At 65.1% G+C, this 20,493-nt stretch carries 16 protein-coding genes and 1 riboswitch; of the genes, 5 read left to right on the top strand and 11 right to left on the bottom strand.

Annotation, left to right across the window (positions count from 1 at the left end):
* The 9 genes from AC1DKY_RS17750 to AC1DKY_RS17710 form a co-directional block, all read right to left on the bottom strand.
* Positions 1–996, bottom strand: a complete 996-nt coding sequence (locus AC1DKY_RS17750) for a diguanylate cyclase domain-containing protein (protein ID WP_441604962.1) — start codon at positions 994–996, stop codon at positions 1–3.
* Positions 993–1,556 (bottom strand): chemotaxis protein CheB, encoded by a 564-nt coding sequence (locus AC1DKY_RS17745; protein ID WP_441604961.1) that lies wholly within the window; start codon positions 1,554–1,556, stop codon positions 993–995. Before AC1DKY_RS17745 ends, AC1DKY_RS17750 begins: the two co-directional genes overlap by 4 nt.
* Positions 1,557–1,563: 7 nt before the next feature.
* Positions 1,564–2,433, bottom strand: a complete 870-nt coding sequence (locus AC1DKY_RS17740) for a CheR family methyltransferase (protein ID WP_441604960.1) — start codon at positions 2,431–2,433, stop codon at positions 1,564–1,566.
* Positions 2,430–6,098, bottom strand: a complete 3,669-nt coding sequence (locus tag AC1DKY_RS17735; protein WP_441604959.1) for a response regulator — start codon at positions 6,096–6,098, stop codon at positions 2,430–2,432. The genes AC1DKY_RS17740 and AC1DKY_RS17735 overlap by 4 nt, the downstream gene beginning before the upstream one ends.
* Before the next feature lie 92 nt (positions 6,099–6,190).
* Positions 6,191–7,105, bottom strand: coding sequence for a CPBP family intramembrane glutamic endopeptidase (locus AC1DKY_RS17730; protein ID WP_441604958.1), 915 nt, complete (start codon positions 7,103–7,105; stop codon positions 6,191–6,193).
* Positions 7,106–7,174: 69 nt separating this feature from the next.
* On the bottom strand, positions 7,175–8,776 hold the full coding sequence (locus AC1DKY_RS17725; protein ID WP_441604957.1) for a peptide chain release factor 3: 1,602 nt from the start codon (positions 8,774–8,776) through the stop codon (positions 7,175–7,177).
* 120 nt (positions 8,777–8,896) lie between these two features.
* On the bottom strand, positions 8,897–10,066 hold the full coding sequence (locus AC1DKY_RS17720; RefSeq protein ID WP_441604956.1) for a fatty acid desaturase family protein: 1,170 nt from the start codon (positions 10,064–10,066) through the stop codon (positions 8,897–8,899).
* Positions 10,067–10,136: 70 nt separating this feature from the next.
* On the bottom strand, positions 10,137–10,799 hold the full coding sequence (locus AC1DKY_RS17715; RefSeq protein ID WP_441604955.1) for a M24 family metallopeptidase: 663 nt from the start codon (positions 10,797–10,799) through the stop codon (positions 10,137–10,139).
* Positions 10,800–10,876: 77 nt separating this feature from the next.
* Entirely contained in the window at positions 10,877–11,233 is a 357-nt protein-coding gene (locus tag AC1DKY_RS17710) for a DUF1304 domain-containing protein (protein ID WP_441604954.1), read from the bottom strand.
* A 211-nt stretch (positions 11,234–11,444) separates the two neighbouring features.
* On the opposite strand from AC1DKY_RS17710, the gene AC1DKY_RS17705 reads away from it, so the two are divergent.
* From AC1DKY_RS17705 to AC1DKY_RS17690, 4 genes are all read left to right on the top strand, one after another.
* Complete coding sequence (locus AC1DKY_RS17705; RefSeq protein WP_441604953.1) at positions 11,445–12,236, top strand: hypothetical protein; 792 nt, start codon at positions 11,445–11,447, stop codon at positions 12,234–12,236.
* A gap of 152 nt (positions 12,237–12,388) precedes the next feature.
* Positions 12,389–12,504, top strand: a riboswitch (SAM riboswitch).
* An 85-nt stretch (positions 12,505–12,589) separates the two neighbouring features.
* On the top strand, positions 12,590–13,618 hold the full coding sequence (gene metX, locus AC1DKY_RS17700; protein ID WP_441604952.1) for a homoserine O-succinyltransferase MetX: 1,029 nt from the start codon (positions 12,590–12,592) through the stop codon (positions 13,616–13,618).
* Positions 13,619–13,654: 36 nt separating this feature from the next.
* Positions 13,655–14,845: a cystathionine gamma-synthase gene (gene metB, locus AC1DKY_RS17695; protein WP_441604951.1), complete on the top strand. Its 1,191-nt coding sequence runs from the start codon at positions 13,655–13,657 to the stop codon at positions 14,843–14,845.
* Positions 14,842–15,924: a homoserine dehydrogenase family protein gene (locus tag AC1DKY_RS17690; RefSeq protein ID WP_441604950.1), complete on the top strand. Its 1,083-nt coding sequence runs from the start codon at positions 14,842–14,844 to the stop codon at positions 15,922–15,924. The genes metB and AC1DKY_RS17690 overlap by 4 nt, the downstream gene beginning before the upstream one ends.
* Positions 15,925–16,087: 163 nt before the next feature.
* On the opposite strand, the gene AC1DKY_RS17685 is transcribed toward AC1DKY_RS17690, so the two are convergent.
* Positions 16,088–17,695, bottom strand: coding sequence for an APC family permease (locus AC1DKY_RS17685; protein WP_441604949.1), 1,608 nt, complete (start codon positions 17,693–17,695; stop codon positions 16,088–16,090).
* A gap of 274 nt (positions 17,696–17,969) precedes the next feature.
* Between AC1DKY_RS17685 and AC1DKY_RS17680 the strand changes: the two genes are divergently transcribed.
* Positions 17,970–18,974, top strand: a complete 1,005-nt coding sequence (locus tag AC1DKY_RS17680) for a tetratricopeptide repeat protein (RefSeq protein WP_441604948.1) — start codon at positions 17,970–17,972, stop codon at positions 18,972–18,974.
* 109 nt (positions 18,975–19,083) lie between these two features.
* Here AC1DKY_RS17680 and AC1DKY_RS17675 read toward each other — a convergent pair whose 3' ends face one another.
* On the bottom strand, positions 19,084–20,466 hold the full coding sequence (locus tag AC1DKY_RS17675; protein ID WP_441604947.1) for an L-serine ammonia-lyase: 1,383 nt from the start codon (positions 20,464–20,466) through the stop codon (positions 19,084–19,086).
* Between the last annotated feature and the right edge of the window lie 27 nt (positions 20,467–20,493).

Genomic DNA, 20,493 nt, shown 5'->3' with positions numbered 1-20,493 from the left:
TCAAGGCGACATCACGCAGCAATTCTTGCCGCTGTCCTTGGCCTGATAGAGCGCGCGATCGGCGGACTGGATCAGATCCTCGTCGGCCTGTCCGTCGCCCTTCCACAGGGTCACGCCAATACTTGCGCTGACCTGCGCGTTGAACGGGCCGTGGCGCCCCTCAAGCGGGTAGGGAGCGGCGAGCGCGTTGCCGATGTCCTGGCAGCGGCGCATGAGCAAATCCACGTCAGCCACGTCTTCCAGGATCAACGCAAACTCATCGCCTCCGAGGCGCGCGACCGTGTCGTTGCTGCGCACCTGATCGCTGAGTCGTTCCGCAATGGCTTTCAGCAGGGCATCGCCCGCCGGGTGGCCGTGGTTGTCGTTGACGCCCTTGAAGCCATCAATGTCGAGCATGGCCAATGCGAAGCAGGGCCCGTGCCGCGGTACGCGTTGCATGGCGGTGAGCAGGCGGTCGTGGAACAGCGTGCGATTGGGCAGGCCGGTGAGTGTGTCGTGGGTGGCCTGGTGGCGGATCTGCGCTTCGATGCGCCGGCGTTCTGAAATTTCCGTGTTGAGCTGCTCGTTGCGCTCCTCCAGTTCGGCCAGCGTCGACTTAAGCGCCGCTCGCGCGCGGTACAGCTCGAGGAAAACGCGCACCTTGGACTGCAGGATCATGTCGTTGATCGGCTTGGCGATGTAATCCACCGCGCCAAAGTGATAGCCGCGCACGCGATTGATGTCGTCGGCATAGGCCGCCGTGACGAAGATGATCGGCGTCTCGCGCAGACGTTCATCCTCGCCGATCAGGAAGGCCACCTCAAAGCCGTCCATCTCCGGCATGTTCACGTCGAGCAGGATCAGCGCGAACTCATGGTCCAGGCACAACGCGAGCGCTGCGTTGCCGTTGTCGGCCTCGTACAGCTGTGCGCCGCTGTCGGCAAGCAGGTGGCGCATGGCGACGAGGTTGGCGGGGGTATCGTCGACGACGAGGATCTTTGGGGCTGGCAGGTTCATGGCAGGCATAGACGGTTGAGCAGCGGCGCGATCGCCGCCAGTGGAAGGCAATGGTCCGCGCCGGCGCGTTCGAGCGCGGCGGCGGGCATGGTCGCAACGTCGGCATCGGCCGGATCCTGCACGACGGCAATCCCCCCGGCCTGCCGTACATGCAGCAGTCCATCGGCGCCATCGCTGTTGGCGCCGGTAAGCACGATGCCGATCAGCGACTCGCGATACGCCTCGGCAGCTGATTCAAACAGCACGTCGATGGATGGGCGGGCAAAGCTCACGCGCTGATCCACCGACAACGAAAAACGTCGACTTGCTTCGACCAGCAAGTGATAGCCGCTTGGCGCCACATGGATCACGCCGCCGCGCATGGGCGCGCGCTCGCGCGCCTCCTCCACCGGCAGCGTGGCGTGCTTGGCCAACAATTCACACAACAGATCCACCGTGGCCGAACCGGTGTGGCAGCACACGGCAATCGGTTGGGGCAGGGCCGGATCGATCCCTGCGAACAGCTGCTCCAGCGCGGTGAGACCGCCCGCCGAACAACCGATCACAATGGCCTGCGGCATGGCCATGTCATTCCTTGCCCGTGCCGCGCGAGCCGAGGCGATAGATGCGGCGTGCGGCATCCACCGGCGTGAAGTCGGCGGCTGAAGGCGCGAAATCCAGGCTTTCGCGCGTGCCCAGGCAGAGGAAGCCGCCGCGCACCAGGCTGTCGCGGAACAGCGCCAGCGTCCTGTCCTGCAGCGAGTCCGAAAAGTAGATCAGCACGTTGCGACACAGCACCAGATGCGCTTCGCAGAACACTTCGTCGGTAACCAGGTTGTGGTTGGCGAAGGTCACGTTGCGGCGCAGGCGCTGGTCGAGCTTGATCAGCTCGTAGCGTGCGCTGTAATAGTCGGCCAGCGTGTGACTGCCGCCCGCGGCGAGATAGTTGCGCGACCAAAGCTGTGCCTCGCGCGACGGGTAAATGCCTTCCTGCGCGTGCCTGAGCGCGGCCTCGTTGAAGTCTGTGGCATAGATCTGTGTGCGGTCGTACAGGCCGGCTTCCTCGAGCAGGATGGCCAGTGAGTAGACCTCCTGTCCATGCGCGCAGCCAGCCTGCCAGATGTTGATCTGCGGATAGCTGGCAAGCACGGGAAACACCTGTTCGCGCAGCGCGAGGAAGACATCCGGGTCGCGGAACATCTCCGATACCGGCACCGACAGTCCTTCGAGCACAGCGGGCAGGAAATCCTTCTCGTGCAGCACGCGGGTGGTCAGCGCGCTCACCGTATCGGCGTGCTGCGCATGGGCCAGCTGCAGCACGCGCCGCTTCAGCGAGGCCGGCGCGTACTGGGTGAAGTCGTAGCCGTGACGCAGCTTGAGCGCGCGCACGAACAGCTCGATCTCGATATCTTCGAGTGCCGTGTCGACCACTTTCGCCTTTTCGGCCCGCTTGCTCATCGATGCAGCCACACGTGCATCATCGAGGACAGCTTGTCGATGTCGATCGGCTTGGACAGGTAATCGTTGGCGCCCGCTTCAAGGCATTTCTCGCGATCGCCGCGCATCGCCTTGGCCGTCAGCGCGATGATCGGCAATTTGGCCAGCTGCGGCTGCGCACGGATCTCGCGGATGGTGTCGTAGCCGTCCATCACCGGCATCATCACGTCCATCAGCACCAGCTCGATGTCGCTGTTGTCGGTCAGGGCCTTGAGTGCCTTCAGGCCATCCTGCGCCATCGTCACATGCATGCCCCAGCCACGCAGCACCTTGGACAGCGCGAACAAGTTACGCATGTCGTCATCCACCAGCAGCACCTTGCGGTGGATCAACTCGTTCGCATCGGTCAGCGCGGGCGAGGGCGAAGCTGCCCTCGCTTTGGCGCCAACAGCGGCCTGTCGCGCGCGGCCACCCTGGATGCTGTGCAGGAACAGGCTCACTTCATCCAGCAGGCGCTCCGGCGACCGTGCGCCTTTGATCACGATGCTGTCGGTGTATTGGCGCAGCTTCAGGCTCTCTTCCCGACTCAGCTCGCGGCCGGAATAGACCACAACCGGCGGAATGCTGCCCGCGGCGGAGAGCTGCTCGAGAAACTCGATGCCCGAAATGCCCGGCAGGCCCAGATCCAGCACGATGCAGTCGTAGGTGGTGTCGCGCATGCGCTCGAGCGCTTCTTCGGCGCTGCCGGCCTCCTCGATGCTGACGTCGTCGTTGCGCAACAGAGTGCGCATGGCCGCGCGAGAATCGGCGTCGTCGTCGACGATCAGCAGGTGGCGCATGTGGCCTTCGGCAAAATGCAGCAGGCGATCGAAGGCCTCGCCGATCGCCTCGCGGCTGACCGGCTTGGTGAGAAAGCCCACGGCGCCCAGGTCGCGGCCGCGGTTGGCTTCGTCCACCGCGGAAATGAAATGAACGGGGACGTGCCGCGTGGCGGTGTTTTCCTTCAGGCGCTCGATCACCGTCCAGCCGTCCATGCCCGGCAGCATCACGTCGAGCAGGATGCCGGTGGGGCTGTGCTTTGCCGCCAGTTGCAGGCCCGATTCGCCATCGGCGGCGGCCAGCACGCGATAGCCCTTACGACGGACCATGTCGGCGAGGATGCGCGCGAACACCGGATCGTCCTCGATGATGAGGATGGCAGTGTCGCCCGGCATCACGCTGGCGCGATCGTCTTCGATGGTTTCCGGCAGCAGCGCCTGAGTCATCGTGGGTCGGATTGGGCTGGGCGCTGCCACGCTGCTGGAGGGTGCCGTGATGGGGACGCCGGAGGGCCCTTCCAGCGGCAGCAAGATCGTGAAGGTGCTGCCGTGCCCGACCTCGCTGTGCAGCACGATGTCGCCATCGAGCAGTTCGGCGATGCGCTTGGAAATGGTCAGGCCCAGGCCGGTGCCGCCGTACTGACGGCTGGTGCTGGCGTCGACCTGTTCGAACGCCTGGAAAATCTTCTGCGCTTTATCCGGCGGAATACCGATCCCGGTGTCGGTCACGGCGATGGCGATCACATCCTTGCCCTGCATGCCCGGCGGCAGGCTGATGGCCGCCGAGGGGCGCCCGATATGCGCCGTGACCGAACCCTGGTGGGTGAACTTGAAGGCATTGCCGATAAGGTTGTTGGCGATCTGCTCGAGCTTGGTCGCGTCCGTGCGTAGCGTGGTCGGCAGACCAGCATCGATCTTCACGATGAAGTCGATCTGCTTGTCCTGCGCCACATGGTTGAAGGTGCGCTTGAGCGCGCGTTCAAGGTCGGCCAGCGGGAAATCGTCCAGTACGACGTCCATCTTGCCGGCCTCGACCTTGGACAGATCGAGGATGTCGTTGATCAGGCGCAGCAGGTTGCTGCCCGAGTCGTGGATGATGCGCGCCGATTCGACCTGCTCCCCATCAAGGTTGCCCTCGCGGTTGTCGGCAAGACTGCGCGACAGAATCAGCAGGCTGTTGAGCGGCGTGCGCAACTCGTGCGACATGTTGGCGAGGAATTCGGATTTGTACTGGCTGGCGCGGGCCAGTTCCTCTGCCTTCTCCTGCGTTTCGCGCTGCAAGGTTTCCAGCACGTGTTTCTGCTGGTTGAGCGTGTCGGTCTTCTGGCGCAGTTCTTCGTTGGATGCCTGAAGTTCTTCCGTTTGCACGCGCAGTTCTTCTTCCGACGCGAGCAGGCGCTGGGATTGCTCCTGCAGCTCGTGGGTCTTGGCGTTGAGTTCTTCGTTGGTGACCTGAAGATCCTGCTGTTGGCGGCGCAGCGTTTCCTCCGAAGCGCGCAGCTCGTCGGCCTGCTCGCTGGTGCGCTTGAGCAAGTCCTGCGTGCGAATGGCGCGGCCCAGGTTCTCCAGCGACAGCGACGCAATCGGCAGCAGTTCGTTCAAGAGGCGCTGCTGGGGTTCGCTGAAATGGTGAAAGCTGGCCAGTTCCAGCACACCGAGCAGTTTGTCCCGCAGGATCAGCGGCAGCACGCTGATGGTGTTCGGCGACGCCTCCCCGCTGCCGGAATGGATGCGCACGTAATCGTCGGGCACGTCCTGCAGCGTGATCGGCTTGCGTTCCAGCGCGCTCTGGCCGACCAGTCCTTCACCCAGCGCGTATTCGGTGCTCAGGTGGCGACGCTGCTGGTAGCCGTAGCTGCCCTGCAGGCGCAATCGCTGATCCTGCTCGTCAAAACGATAGAACACGCCCACGCCGCATTCGAGCAGCGGTCCCAGCGTGCCAGTGAGCTGCTCGGCGAAGTCGCGTTCGGTCTCCACTTTCTGCAGGTCGCTGGCGATCTGCGAAACCTGCGTCTTCACCCAGGTCTGCGCCGCGGTTTCGATCGCCATCTGCTTGAACACCTGCAGGGCCCGGGCGATCTCGCCGATTTCGTCGCGACGTTCCAGCTGGCGTATTTCCACGCTGTGATCGTGGCTGGCCAGACGCGTCATCAGATCCGTCATGCGGCGAATCGGGCGCGTGATCAGGCGGAACGTCATGTACACCACCGAGCCGCCGAGCAGCAGGCTGAGCAGCATGGTGATCCAGGTAACGGCGCGTACTTCCCTCACGTCGCGCTGTTGCGTGGCTTCGCGCTGGTCCAGCAGGGCGGCCTCGGTATCGTCCATCTGCTTGAGTACGCCGAGGATGTCGGCCACGAAGACGGTGCGGTGCGCGAGGTAGCTGGTCTGCACACGCACGCGTTCCATCGCCGCTTCGGTGGCGTCGTTGGCACGGATCGCCTGCATCGGCTCGATGCCGTTGGCCAGTGCGTCCTTCTGCCATTGGTCCGCCATCGATTCGATACGGTCGATGCGGCCTTGCTGCAGCGGGTTGTCGCTCGTCAGGGTGCGCAGCTCGCTCAGGTCCCGGGCGAGCGCCGCGTCGGCCTGCTGGTGCGCCGCCAGCTCAGAGCCTTGCGGGTTGAGCAGGAAACCGCGCAGCGCCATCTGGCTGGCCTGCAGTTGTTCGGTCACGTCGTCGATCTTGGCGCGCACGTCGTAGGTGTGCCGCGACCAGTGCGTACTGACGTCCTGCCGCGACAACGACTGCAAGCTGACGACGCTGCAGATCACGAACAGCAACACGAGGGTGCCGATCGCGACCAGGATTTTCTGCTGCATCGGCTGGTGGGCCAGCCAGGAATAGCGGTTTTTCGGGGCGGCCATACGTCTTCACAATGGGCAAGGCCTGGCAGTCCTGCCAGGCCGGGGCGGTTCCCTTCAGGGTATCCGCAGATTTGTGAAGACGATAGCTGGCCTCAGGACTTGCTGGAGGTACGACGCCACGACGGCGGCACGATGCTGCCGCGACGCACGGCCACAATCAGCAACAGGGCCGAGCAGGACGAGCAGACGATCAGCGCGACGACCGAAGCCTCAGCACCGAACACGCCGCCGCTCAACCAGTCCGGCCCGGTGCAGTTGGACACCAGCCAGCCGTGGGCGGCCGTGCCCGAAACCGGTATGCCGTAGACCGTGCCCTGCATCACATTCCATGCCGCATGCAGTCCGATGCACGGCCACAGCGAGCGCGTCACGTGATAGAGCAGGGCCAGCAAAATGCCGGCCTCGATCGCGATGGCGAGCGAGCTCCACAGCGTGGCACCGGGATTGAAGATATGGGCCGCGCCGAAGAACACCGCCGAGATGGCCAGCGCCCACCAGGTGCCGAGGCCTTCTTCGAGCGTGCGGAAGAGGATGCCGCGCGCGACGATTTCCTCAAACACGCCGGCGCCAATGCCCGTCAGCAGTACGGCCGGCAGCCAGTCCACGTCCGGGTTCGTGCCGGTGACGTGATAGCTGCCGGCGAGCCAAAGCACGAACACGACAAGGCTGATCAGCAAGGCGCCAGCCAGCAGTCCGGCGAGGCCGAGCGTGAACATGTCGCGCACCGCAAGTTCTCGCAGGGGGCGGCGTTCGATGGCCTTCACCAGCACGGCATACGCCACGAGCGATGAAATCAGCTCCATCGCCAGAATGCCGACGGCGCGCGACAACGGCGACACGCCAGGGCCGACCAGGCCCATGGCTGCAACGCTCACGGAAACGAGCTTGAACAGCACAAAGCACAATGCGCCGAAAAAGAAGATGCGGCCCATCGGCGAGAACACCATCCAGCGTTGCCACGGCGTGGCGGTGGCGGGCGTGGTGAAGGCGAGCTGTCCTGCTGGCATGGATGGATTCCCCTGAGAATGAAGGGGAGGGTAGCAGGCCCCGGCCGTTGCCGGGGCCGCCCATCCGGCTTACAGATCCAGCGAGGTCGCGTGCTCGCGCGTCGCTGAGAAACGCACGCCGGGCGAGCGCTCTTGCACCAACTGCAGGTTCACTCGCGACGGCGCGAGATAGACCAGTTCGCCGGCCGCATCGATGGCCAGGTTGTTGGCGTTCTTCTCGCGGAATTCCTCGAGCTTCTTGGCGTCGTCGCAGTGGATCCAGCGCGCGGTGGCGACGGTGACCTGCTCGAAGCTGGCGTCCACGCCGTATTCGTCTTTCAGGCGATAAGCCACCACGTCGAACTGCAGCACGCCGACCGCGCCCAGGATCAGGTCGTTGCTCATCAGCGGACGGAAGAACTGCGTGGCGCCTTCTTCGGACAGCTGCGCCAGGCCCTTCTGCAGCGCCTTCATCTTCAGCGGATCGCGCAGGCGCGCGCGGCGGAACAGTTCCGGTGCGAAGTTGGGAATGCCGGTGAAGCTCACCATCTCACCTTCCGTGAAGGTATCGCCGATGCCGATGGTGCCGTGGTTGTGCAGGCCGATCACATCGCCGGGATAGGCGCTCTCGACGATTTCGCGGTCGCTGGCCATGAAGGTGAGCGCGTTGGCGATGCGCACGTCCTTGCCGGTGCGCGTCTGCATCATCTTCATGCCGGCGCTATAGGTGCCCGAGCACACGCGCATGAAGGCGATGCGGTCGCGATGCGCGGGATCCATATTGGCCTGGATCTTGAACACGAAACCGGTGAGGGCTTCCTCTTCGGGCCTCACTTCGCGCGACAGCGTAGCGCGCGAACGCGGCGACGGTGCGTGCTCGACGAAGAAATCCAGCAGTAGCTGCACGCCGAAATTGTTCACCGCCGAACCGAAGAACACCGGCGTGAGCTTGCCGGCGAGGTACTGCTCGATATCGAACGGATGCGAGGCGCCTTGCACCAGTTCCAGCTCGTCGCGCAGTTCGGCCAGCGCTTCGGCGCCGATCATCGCCTCGAGGCCGGGTGCATCCAGGCCCTTGAAGATGGTCGAGTCCTGGCGCGTAAAGTTCTTGCCCTGCTCGAACACGTGCACTTCATCGAGCAGCAGGTGGTACACGCCCTTGAGGCGCTTGCCCATGCCGATCGGCCAGGTGAGCGGCGCGCAGGCGATGCCCAGCACGGATTCCACTTCGTCCAGCAGTTCGATCGGCGAGCGGCCTTCGCGGTCGAGCTTGTTGATGAAGGTCATGATGGGCGTGTCGCGCAGGCGGCACACCTCCATCAGCTTGATGGTGCGTTCTTCCACGCCCTTGGCGCAGTCGATCACCATCAGCGCCGAGTCCACCGCGGTTAGCACGCGGTAGGTGTCTTCGGAGAAGTCCGCGTGGCCCGGGGTGTCGAGCAGGTTGACGATGCGGCCTTCGTACGGAAACTGCATCACCGACGAGGTCACCGAAATGCCGCGCTCCTTTTCCAGCGCCATCCAGTCGGAGGTGGCGTGGCGGGCAGCCTTGCGGCCCTTCACCGAGCCGGCCATCTGGATCGCACCGCCGAACAGCAGCAGCTTTTCGGTCAGCGTGGTCTTGCCCGCGTCAGGATGGCTGACGATGGCGAAGGTACGGCGGCGGCGGGTTTCGGCGAGATGGGCAGACATGGAGGCGGGTCGGCAGGAAGGCTAGCCGCCAATGATAGCGTGGAACGGCCGGCCAGCCGGGCCTGGCGCCTCGCCGTCCCGGCTACGCCAGGCTTCCGGCGCGCCCGCTGGGCGTGCTGTTCAGTTTTGCGGGAGGGGTTCCAGCGCCACCGGCGCTGCGAGGGCATCCGGCTGGCCCATGCGCTTGAGCCAGCGGTAATGCGAGGCGAGGCCCGCGCCAAACGAGGCGTTGGCGTGATAGGGCACGCCGTACTCGCGGCAGGTCGCTTCGACCACCCGCGAGATGGCCGGGTAGTGCACGTGGCAGATGCGCGGAAACAGGTGGTGTTCGATCTGGAAGTTCAGGCCGCCGACCAGCCAGGTGACCAGCCGGTTGTTGCGCGAGAAATTCGCCGTGGTTTGCAGCTGATGGATCGCCCACGGCGTGTTCATGTGGCCCGGTTCGCTGGGCTGTGGAAACGCGGCCTCTTCCACCGCATGCGCGAGCTGGAACACCAGGGCCAGCTGCAGACCCGCCACCACGGCGACCAGGCCATAGCAAAGCAGCACGGCGCTCACCGAATGGAAGATCAGCGGCAAGCCCAGGGCCAGCGTGAAGAACACCAGCTTGCCGATGACGAAGACCGCCAGATCCTTGCCTTTGGGGCGCGGAAAGCGGCGCTTGCCGATGGTGCCGGTGATCACGTCGCGAAAATCGTCATGCAGATGCCAGCTCACCACCGTCAGGCCGTACAACATCCACAGATAGATGTGCTGCCAGCGATGATGCCAATAGTGCTTCTGCTGCGGCGCGAAGCGCGCCAATGCACCGAGGTTGATATCGCTGTCGTAGCCGTCGATGTTGGTATTCGTGTGGTGAAAATGCGCGTGCTTCCAGTGCCACACGTACGAGCTGCCGCCGACCAGGTCCAACGTCATGGCCATCCACTTGTTGACGCGGCGATGCTCGGAGAAGGCCTGATGGCCGGCGTCGTGCATGATGTTGAAGCCGATCTGCGCGGTCGCCACGCCGAGCGCGACGCTGAACAGCACGCCCTGCCACCAGGTGGCCGCGAAAAAGACCAGCAGCACATACGTGGCGACGAAGCTCGCCAGGATGATCGCCGTCTTCAGATAGATGGCCGCGCCGTCGCGCTGCTTTTGCCCGCTGTGCTTGAAATGGGCCTCGACACGCCGTCGCAACTCGCGCTGGAACGTGTTGTCGCCGTTGAACTTGAGCCGATCCGTGGAGGCAGCCGCATGCGACGTTCGAGCGGCCTCGGCCGTTCGATGAGGTGAAACAGGGGACATGCAGGGCACTCGGGGCGGGCGGGGAGTGAGTGCATGCTAGCTGATGCACCGATAACGGTTTGTTCGGCGACTAGTCGCGGGTCAGCAGGTCCTCGTAGAACGCGCCGTAGGGCTCGGTCGGGTGCGCGATCTGGATCTCAAGGATCCATAACCCGCTGGACGGTGGTTCGCCGTATTCGCCCAGATCGCCCGCCTTGTGCACCGAATGAGGGAAGTCGCTGACGCGATGACCCTTGATCTCATGGTTGAGGCGCCAGCCCATGGCCTGAGCCTGCTGCTCGGCAAACGCGTACAAGGCTTCGCCGCTGAGGCCTTGGCTCCGCCATGCATCGGCGGTGACGCGGAACAGCTCTCTTGCGGCATCCGCGCAGGCCTGCAGCTCCGGCGCGTTGCCCACCACGAAGGTGTCACCCACATCGCCTTCATGGCCTTCGAACACCAGGCCCAGATCGATGAAGTAGATATCGTTTTCGCCCAGGCGCACCGGCTCGGAACGCTCGCGATAAGTCTTGGTGGTATTGCGGCCGATGCGGATGATCACCGGATGCCACAGCCGCTCCATGCCCAGCGCGCGGAACACCTCGGCGGCTTCGGCCTTCGCCTCATCCTCGGAAATGCCCGGACGCATGCGCTCGCGGATGCCGTGCAGCGCCGCCCAGGTGCGTTCGCGGGCATGTTGCATCTGTTGCGGGTCGAAACGGTCGCCGACCGCTTCCTGAGGCACGAGAGTCATGACTGGCCGGTGCTGGCGGGGAAGAAGAAAAGCATCGCACAGAGGAGGGTCCGATGCAGGCCCGCCTCCGCAAACGCTCAGGACAGCACCACCAGCACGATGCCGATCAGGGCAGGCAGGGCCTGGATCCACAGCACCTTGCGGCTGGCGGTGAAGCCGCCATAGATCCCGGCCACCAGCACGCAGCCCAGGAAGAACAGCGTGATCGGGCGCCCGGCGTCGCCCAGCCACAGGCCCCAGCCCAGTCCGGCCGCCAGAAAGCCGTTGTACAGGCCCTGGTTCGCCGCCAGCACTTTGGACTGCTCGGCAAACTCTTGGCTCAGCCCAAAGGCGCGGCGACCGGCGGGGCGAGTCCACAGGAACATCTCCAGCACCAGGAACCACACGTGGAGCAGGGCGACGAGGGCAACAACGAGATGGGCGGCGAGTGACATCGGGATCCAGGGGCAGAGAGGTCAGGCGCGCAGTGTTGCAGCCCGCGTAGAGGCCCGCAAACCCGTCAAAACTAACCCTTCCGGCCAGTGGCTGTGGTGCTGCCCCCGGCGTAGGTTGATCGGGCTGGGTCTTGGCGCCCGAAGGACAAGGACGTGGCACCTGGGGGTTAGGGCATGGCCTGGCCATTCCTTACTCCGGGGAGTCACCTCCATGAACAAGTCAGTATCGCTAGGCCTGTGCCTGCTTCTGCTGTTTCCCGTTGCCGCGATGGCCGATGGGCCGTTCGACGGCACCTGGAAGGTCGACATGAGCAAGGTGCAGATGCCCAAGAAGCCCGATGTCTTCGTGCTCAAGGACGGCATGTACGATTGCAAGACCTGCGTGCCGGCGGTGAGCATCAAGGCCGACGGACAGGATCATGCGGTCAGTGGGCATCCGTATCTCGATTCGATGGCCGTGCAGGTGGTGGATGCGCACACCATCAAGGAAACCGACAAGAAGGGTGGCAAGGTCGTCGCCACCACGACGATTACCGTGGCACCCGACGGCAAGACCGCGCATTTCGAGTTCAGCGACAGCAGCAACAGCAGCGGTGCGCCGGTCACCGGCAATGGCGAGATGAAACAAGTGGCGGCGGGCCCGGCTGGCTCGCATGCGGTATCGGGCTCATGGGTCACCGCCAATATCGCCAACATGTCGGAGAACGCCACCGAGATCACCTTCAAGGAGGAGGGCGGCATGCTCCACATGAGCGCGCCGACGGGCCAGTCCTATCAGGCGAAACTGGACGGGACCGAAGCGCCGTACAAGGGCGATCCGGGCATCAACAGCGTGACCGTGAAGCAGACCGGCAAGATGTCGATGGTGGAAACCGACAAGCGCGACGGGAAGGTCGTGACCGTACTCACCTCCACCGTGTCGGCCGACGGCAAGACCATGAAGGTCCTGATGGACGACAAACTGCACGATCGCAGCATGGCATTCGTTGCGGTGAAGCAGTAATGATCACCGCGCCCGGCCTCCTTGCAGGCCGGGCGCGGGCTTGATGTGGTTGCAGCTGTAACCGTCACATCCGTCGAAAAATGTCGATGGCTAGATGCATAGACGTTTAGACGTCTATTGACACAGCCGATCAGGCTCGTTAGATTCCCCTTTACTCATCGAGACCGGCGGAGGGACAGGCCCTTTGAAGCCGGGGCAACCTGCGGAATTTTCCGCGACGGTGCCAATTCCTGCGGCAGCGCCTAGGGCGCAAGCCGCGAGATGAGGGCAAACCAGCACCACCGCGCCCCGTGCCGGTCGTGCCTTGCTCTCCTCTCCGGTCCGCAGGTCGATGCCGACCGGAGAAGAGCCCCATGTCCAGCCAGCCGCAACCCATCCCGCCCGTCGCCACCGCTCCCGCCGCGGTCGCTGGCGGCATGCGGCCGGACCTGACCACCCAGCGCTGCAGCCGTCGCATCGTCATCACGCCCAAGTACGGCAGCGCCCCGTGCGAGCTGGAAGTGAGCTACCTGTGGTGCGGCGCGCCTGATGCGCCCACCGTAATCGTGCAGGGCGGCATCTCCGCCACGCGTGACGTGGTGGCGCTGGACGGCGAGACCCCGCCGGGCTGGTGGCAGTCCCAGGTGGGCGCCGGCCAGCCGCTGGATCTGGGCCGCTACCGCGTGCTCTCCATCGACTGGATCACCCCGGCCGATCTCGATGGCGCGCAGGCCGTGTCCAGCGAGGACCAGGCCGATGTGCTCGCCGCCCTGGTGGAGTCGCTCGGCATTGGCCGTGTGCACGCCTTCATCGGTTCGTCCTACGGCGCCATGGTGGCCCTGGCCTTCGCCGCGCGTCACCCCTATGCCCTGGGTCGGCTGGTGCTGCTGGCCGGTGCTCATCGTCCGCACCCGCTCGCCACGGCGCAGCGCTCGGTCCAGCGCGGCATCGTGCGGCTGGGGCTGGCCAGCGGTCAGTCCGACGAGGCCTTGTCGCTGGCGCGCCAGCTGGCCATGACCACCTATCGCGGCAGCGAGGAATTCGCACGGCGCTTCAATGCCGCGCCGGAGTATCGCGACGGCCGTTTCCATTTTCCGGTCGAGGACTATCTCGAGCACGCCGGCCGCCGCTTTGTCGAGCGCTTTGATGTCGAGCGCTTCCTGGCCCTGTCCGAGTCCATCGACCTGCATGACGTGACGCCCGAGCGGGTGGCCGCGCCGGCGACCCTGATCGGCTTCCCGTCCGATCGCCTGGTGCCGCTGGCCGACCTGTGCGAGCTGCAGCGCCGCCTGCATGGCCCGGCCACGCTCGAAGTGGTCGAGTCGCCCTACGGCCACGACGCCTTCCTCAAGGAAACCGACCGCCTCGCGCCGCTGCTGCGCGACGCGCTGGCCGGTTGTTGACCCGAATTCAAAACGCATCACGCACGGAGATTCACCATGAGCGACACCCCCAGCCTGTTCACCCGCGCCGTGCGCGCCGGCATCGAATCAGACACCCAGCACGGCGCGGTGGTGCCGCCGCTGCATCTGTCGACCAACTATGCGTTCGAAGGCTTCGGCAAGAAGCGTGCGTATGACTACTCGCGCAGCGGCAACCCGACCCGCGACTTGCTGGCGGAGGCCCTGGCCGAGCTGGAGCAGGGTGTGGGTGCGGTGGTGACGGCCAGCGGCATGGCAGCCGTGGCGCTGGCGCTGGAACTGGTGCCTGCCGGTTCCCTGGTGCTCGCTGCACACGATTGCTACGGCGGCACCTGGCGACTGCTGGATGCCTGGGCCAGGAAGGGCCGCTTCCAGGTCCGTTTCGTCGATCTCACCAATGCACACTCTCTCGCCGAAGGCCTGGCTGCGAAACCGTCGCTGGTGTGGGTGGAGACGCCGTCGAACCCGCTGCTGCGCATCACCGATATCCGCCACGTGGCGCAGGCGGCGCATGCCGTGGGCGCGCTGGTGGTGGTCGACAACACCTTCCTCTCGCCGGCCCTGCAGCAACCACTGACCCTGGGCGCCGATGTGGTGGTGCATTCCACCACCAAGTACATCAACGGCCATAGCGATGTAGTGGGCGGCGCGGTGGTGGCACGCGATGCCGCCGTTGCCGAGCAGCTGAAGTGGTGGGGCAACTGCAATGGTCTGACCGGCGCGCCGTTCGACAGCTTCCTCACGTTGCGCGGCCTGCGTACCTTGAACGTGCGTTTGCGCCAGCATCAGGAAAACGCAGTGCGCATCGCCGAACGTCTGGACGGCCATGCGGCCGTGCGCAAGACGTATTACCCGGGCCTGCCGAACCATGTCGGCCACGCGCTCGCCGCGCGCCAGCAACAGGGCTTTGGCGCCATGCTCAGCTTTGAACTCGAGGGCGGCGAGGAGCAGGTGGCAGCCTTCGTCGAAGGCTTGCACTACTACTCGCTGGCCGAGTCGCTCGGTGGCGTGGAAAGCCTGGTGGCGCATCCCGCTTCGATGACGCATGCCTCGATGGCGCCGGAAGCCCGTCGCGCCGCCGGCATCGCTGACACGCTCCTGCGCCTGTCGGTGGGCATTGAAGATGGCGACGATCTGTTGCGCGATCTGGATGCTGCATTGCTCCGCGCCGAAGCGGTGAGCCATGCCAAACGTCGGGTGATCGCATGAGTGCGGTGCTGATCGAGCCGCTGCAGGCATCGAAAGCGCAGGTGTCTCCCGCCATCGCCGCCGTGCTGCTTGGCACCGGCGTGGTCGGTGGCGCCTTCCTGAAGTTGCTCAACACGCCGGCGGCGGCATCGATCAGGCTGGTGGGTGCGGCCAATTCGCGACGCCAGCAGACACAGGTGGAGCAGCTCGCGGACCGTGCCTTGCGCGAAAAGCTCAAGACCCACGGCGACGTGCGCAATGACGCGGTGTTGCTCGAAGCGCTGGAGACGAACGCTGCGGCGGTCAAGGTGATCATCGACGCCACCGCCTGCGGCACGCTCGCCTCGCGCCATGCCGAGTGGCTGGCGCGTGGGTATCACGTGGTGACGGCGAACAAGTCCCTCGCTGGTGGCGATCTGCCGGGATGGCGCGCGTTGCAGGCGGCGCTCGCGCAGGGCGGGCGTTATGGCGATTCGGCCACCGTCGGCGCGGGCTTGCCAGTGATCTCGACCTTGCGTCGCCTGCGTCATTGCGGCGATGCATTGCTTACCCTGGAAGGCGTGTTCTCCGGTTCGCTGTCGTATCTGTTCAACCAGTACGACGGCAGCCAGCCGTTCTCCGCGCTGCTGCGCCGAGCGCGTGAACTGGGCTATACCGAGCCCGATCCGCGCAGCGATCTTTCGGGTGAAGACGTGGCGCGCAAGCTGCTGATCCTCGCGCGCTGTGCGGGTTTTGCGTTGCGTCCGGATGAAGTAGAAGTGGAAAGCCTGGTGCCGGAAAGCCTGCGACAGCTCGACGTCGAAAGCTTTCTGTCGCGCCTGGAGGAACTCGACGAACCGCTTGCTGCGCGCTACGCCGAAGCAAAAGCGCGCGGCGGTGCATTGCGCTTCCTCGCCCGCCTCAACCAGCGTGGCCGTGCGCGCGTCGGTCTGGTCGAAGTGCCGGCAAACCATCCGGCCACACGCCTGTACGGCACCGACAATCAGTTTGCACTCAGCACCACGCGCTACAACTCGCAGCCGCTGGTGATCCAGGGACCGGGTGCGGGACCAGAGGTGACGGCGCAGGCGTTGTTGGGCGATGTGTTGGCGTTGGTGTGAAGCCTGAGGGTTCGTGAGTCGCGCACAGGGTGCGCTCCCACAGGTCACTCGAAACCTTGTGGGAGCGCACCCTGTGCGCGACTACCCTGTCGGGAATCTGCCACCGACAAAAGAAAAACGCGCGGTGGTAAGCCGCGCGTTTTTCATGTCACACCACTGACGATCAATCGTGCACGTGCGGATTGGCCTCAGCCTCTTCCACCGACGGCGTGCGCCAGCCGGACTTCACGCCCCACACGTAGAACACCAGTCCAATCAAGGCGACCACGGCCAGGTCCCAGCCATAGCTGAGGTAGCCCTGGCCACCGAAGTCGGTGCTGCCCACGTGCGACACCAGCGCCAGCGTCGGCAGATAGAAGATCAGCCACCACGCGCCCTTAAGCTGGCGGCCGAAGTCGTGCCACTTCACCTTGGCTTGGTAATACAGGTAGACCGGAAGCGCCACGACCATCAGCAGGATGATCTCGCCGGTGAGCGGCCAGCGCGCCCAGTACAGCAGCTCGGTCGCCATGATGAAGGCGACGCCGGCAAGGATCGGCAAGCCGGTGATGCGCAGCGGGCGATGCAGATTCGGCGCGGTACGGCGCAGCGTCATCGCACTCACCGGGCCGGTGAGATACGAGATGATCGTGGCCACCGAAATCACCGCCGCCAGCGTGCCCCAGCCGCGGAACTGGAACAGGAACAGGTAGGACACCACCAGGTTGAACCACATCGCCGGGCGCGGCACGCCCCACTTGGGGTGAATGCGGCCGAGCACCTTCGGCAAGGTGCCGTTGCGCTCCATGCCGTAGATCATGCGTGCGGTGGTGGCGGTATAGGTCATGCCGGTGCCGCTGGGGCTGATGAACGCATCCACGTACAGCAGCATGGCCAGCCAGTGCAGGTTGACGATGATGGCCAGCTCGGCGAACGGCGAGCGGAAATCGATGCCGTGCCAGCCGGCCTTGGCCAGCATGTCCGGCGGCACCGAACCCAGGTAGGCGACCTGCAGGATGATGTAGACAACCGTAGCCAGCAGGATCGAGCCGATCACCGCGAACGGGATGCTCTTGCCCGGATTGCGCGCTTCGCCCGCCAGATTCACCGGGCTCTGGAAGCCGTTGAAGCTGAAGACGATGCCGGCGGTGGCCACCGCGGTCAGCACGGCGGCAAAGTCGATGGCGTGCGTATCGCCATTCACGCCCACCGAGAAGTTTTCGCTGTGGAAGCCGCTGGCGATCAGGGCCAGGCCAGTCGCGGCCGGCACCACCAGCTTGAATACGGTGATCAGCGTGTTGGAGCGCGCGAACAGTTTCACGCTCCAGAAGTTGACCAGGAAGTAGATCAACACCAGCACGGCGGCGATATACAGACCGGGCAAGCTCAGTTCGCCATGGCCGTCGGGCATGTGGATGTACAGATCGTGCGCCCACTGCCACGGCCACGAGGCCATGTACTGCACCGAGGCCTCGGCTTCGACCGGGATCACCGAGACGATCGCGATCCAGTTGGCCCACGCACCGATAAAGCCGACCAGCGAACCGTGCGAATAGTGGCTGTAGCGCACCATGCCGCCGGACTCGGGGAACATCGCGCCCAGTTCCGCATAGGTCAGGGCGATGGTCATGATGATGGCGGCGCCAAGCACCCAGGCCCATACCGCACCCGGACCGGCGAGGCCGGCCGCACGCCAGGCGCCAAACAACCAGCCGGAACCGATGATTGAGCCCAGGCCGGTAAGCATCAGGGCGAACGGGCCGACATCGCGGCGCATTGAAGATTGAGACATGCAGGTCCCCAGGGACAGTGGATCGACGGCCGCCTCCCGGGCGACACAAGGGGCGGATGATGACAGACCGGTTGGGGAACTGTCAGCCCGCCGGCCGCCGCGAAACGTGGCGCAACGCAGCACCCAGGTCATTGAATCGACGGCTGAAACGACTAGTCCGGCGGCCGGACGAGGCCCTCCCGGAGCGGATTGGCGGCATTCCCGGCATCCCGGAAATTGGCGTAGGCGGGGCGGACAGCTAGTATCGGGGCTCCCCCCTCGAGGTCGGCGAACCATGATCCGTGCGACGTGGTTGGTGGTGATGGCCGCGGCGGTTGCCGTGCTTTCCATGCCGGCGGGCGCGGCATCGGGCGATGCGACCCGCGACGCGCTGACCAAGCGCGCCCAGGCCGGCGACACTCAGGCGCAGGTAGCGCTGGGGCGCTCTCTGCAGGACGACGGTATCGCGGCCGACAAGGCCGCCGGCACCGAGTGGTATCGCAAGGCGGCCCTTGCTGGCAGTGCGGAAGGCGCCTGGATGCTGGGCTCTGCCACCATGGCCGGGGTGGGCGTCGCCCGCGATGTTCCCGCTGCGATCGACTGGATGCGCAAGAGCGTGACCATCGACCAGAACCCCGATCATATGGCTGTGCTCGCCGTGGCGCTGTTGTCCACCGGCGGCATGCCCGAAGCCCTTCAATGGGCGCAAAAGGCCGCCGACAAGGGATCGTCCAAGGGCATGGAAGTGCTGGCGATGGCGCGTCTGTCGGGAGAGATGGGCGTGCCCAAGGACATCGCGCTTGCCGAGAAGCTGTTGAACGCAGCGGCGCAGAAGGGCGATGTAGACGCCGAGCTGTCGCTGGGGCAGTTCTACATCACCGGTCTGTTCGGTCGCCAGGACGTGGCCGCAGGCGTGCGCTGGCTGCAGACGGCTGCCGATGCCGGCAGCGCGAAAGCGGCGGGCACGCTGGCGTATTTCCTGATCACCGGCAAGCAGGGCGTGCCGGTGGATGCCCCGCGCGGCGTGGCGCTGGCGCGCAAGGCGATGGCCGCCAACGAGATGCTCGGCCACTACGCGATGGGCGTGGCTTATGTCTCGGGAGCGGGCGTTGCGGAGAATCCGGCGGAAGGCTGGTACCAGATCTCGCTGGCGCAGCGCATGGACAATCAGCAGCAGTTGAAGAGCGCCGCCGACTATCTGGCCAAGGCCTCGGCCAAGTTGACGCCGGCACAGCTGGCGCAGTTGAAGGCGCGCGTGGATGCGGATGCGGGAGCCGCCACGGCGGCATCGGGTTCGTGATTTAGCTGGTGGAGGCGGTGGGGCGCGCAACGCACGTCCAAGGCTTCCATCTGACTTTCCACGGGCGAAGGGGCGCCAATGTCGGCGCCCACGCTCCGCAATTGCCAACTCAGCACTCGATGACGTTGACCGCCAGACCGCCGCGCGAGGTTTCCTTGTACTTGTCCTTCATGTCGCGACCCGTTTCGCGCATGGTCGCGATCACCTTGTCCAGCGACACGCGGTGCTTGCCGTCGCTCTTGAGCGCCATGCGGCTGGCGTTGATCGCTTTCACCGAGCCCATCGCATTGCGCTCGATGCAGGGAATCTGCACCAGGCCGCCGATCGGGTCGCAGGTGAGGCCAAGATTGTGTTCCATGCCGATTTCAGCGGCATTTTCCACCTGCAGCACGTTGCCGCCGAGCGCAGCGGTGAGGCCGCCGGCTGCCATCGAACAGGCCACGCCCACTTCACCCTGGCAGCCCACTTCGGCGCCGGAGATCGAGGCGTTCTCCTTGTAGAGAATGCCGATGGCGCCGGCGGTCAGCAGGAAATCGACGATGCCGTTCTCGTCCGCCTTCGGAATGAAGCGGTGGTAGTAGTGCAGCACGGCCGGCACGATGCCCGCGGCACCGTTGGTCGGCGCGGTGACGACACGGCCGCCGGCGGCGTTTTCTTCGTTCACAGCGAGCGCATAGAGATTGACCCAGTCGAGGATGGTCAGCGGATCTTTCAGCGCCGCTTCGGGCTGGCTGCGCAATTCCTCGGCCATCGCCGGCGCGCGACGCGCCACCTTCAGGCCGCCAGGCAGCACGCCGGGCGAGCGCAGGCCGCGATTGACGCAATCCTGCATCGCCTTCCAGATCACCAGCAGCCCGGCGCGGGTTTCTGCTTCGCTGCGCCACACCTTCTCGTTTTCCAGCATCAGCTGGGCAATCGTGAGCTGGTGCTTTTCGCACAGCGCCAACAGTTCATCGCCGGTGGAGAACGCATAAGGCTGTTCAGTGGTGTCGGCAACGATGCGGTCTTCGGCCGCTTCATCGTGGTTCACCACGAAACCGCCGCCCACCGAGTAGTAATCGCGCGTGGCCAGCTCGTGGCCTTCGGCGTCGTAGGCGGAGAAGCGCATGCCATTGGTGTGGAACGGCAGCTTCTGGCGCTTGTTGAACACCAGGTCGCGCTTTTCTTCGAATTCGATCTCGTGCTTGCCCAGTACGCGCAGTCGATGGGTGGTGCGGATGCGCTGCAGCGTCTCAGGGATGTGGTCCGGGTCGACCGTATCCGGATGCGCGCCTTCAAAGCCCAGCAGCACGGCCTTGTCCGTGCCATGGCCACGACCGGTCATCGCCAGCGAGCCGTACAGCTCGGCGCGCACGCGCACGACGCGATCGAGCACGCCTTTTTCTTCGAGCCACCGTTCGGCGAACCGCGCTGCGGCGCGCATGGGGCCAACGGTATGCGAGGAGGACGGACCGATGCCGATCTTGAACAGGTCAAATACGCTGACAGCCATGGAGACACGCAAAGTGGGCGGGGAGAA

It is taken from the genome of Dyella sp. 01N448 (genome assembly GCF_056399225.1).
This window is presented reverse-complemented; position numbering and strand designations above follow the sequence as displayed.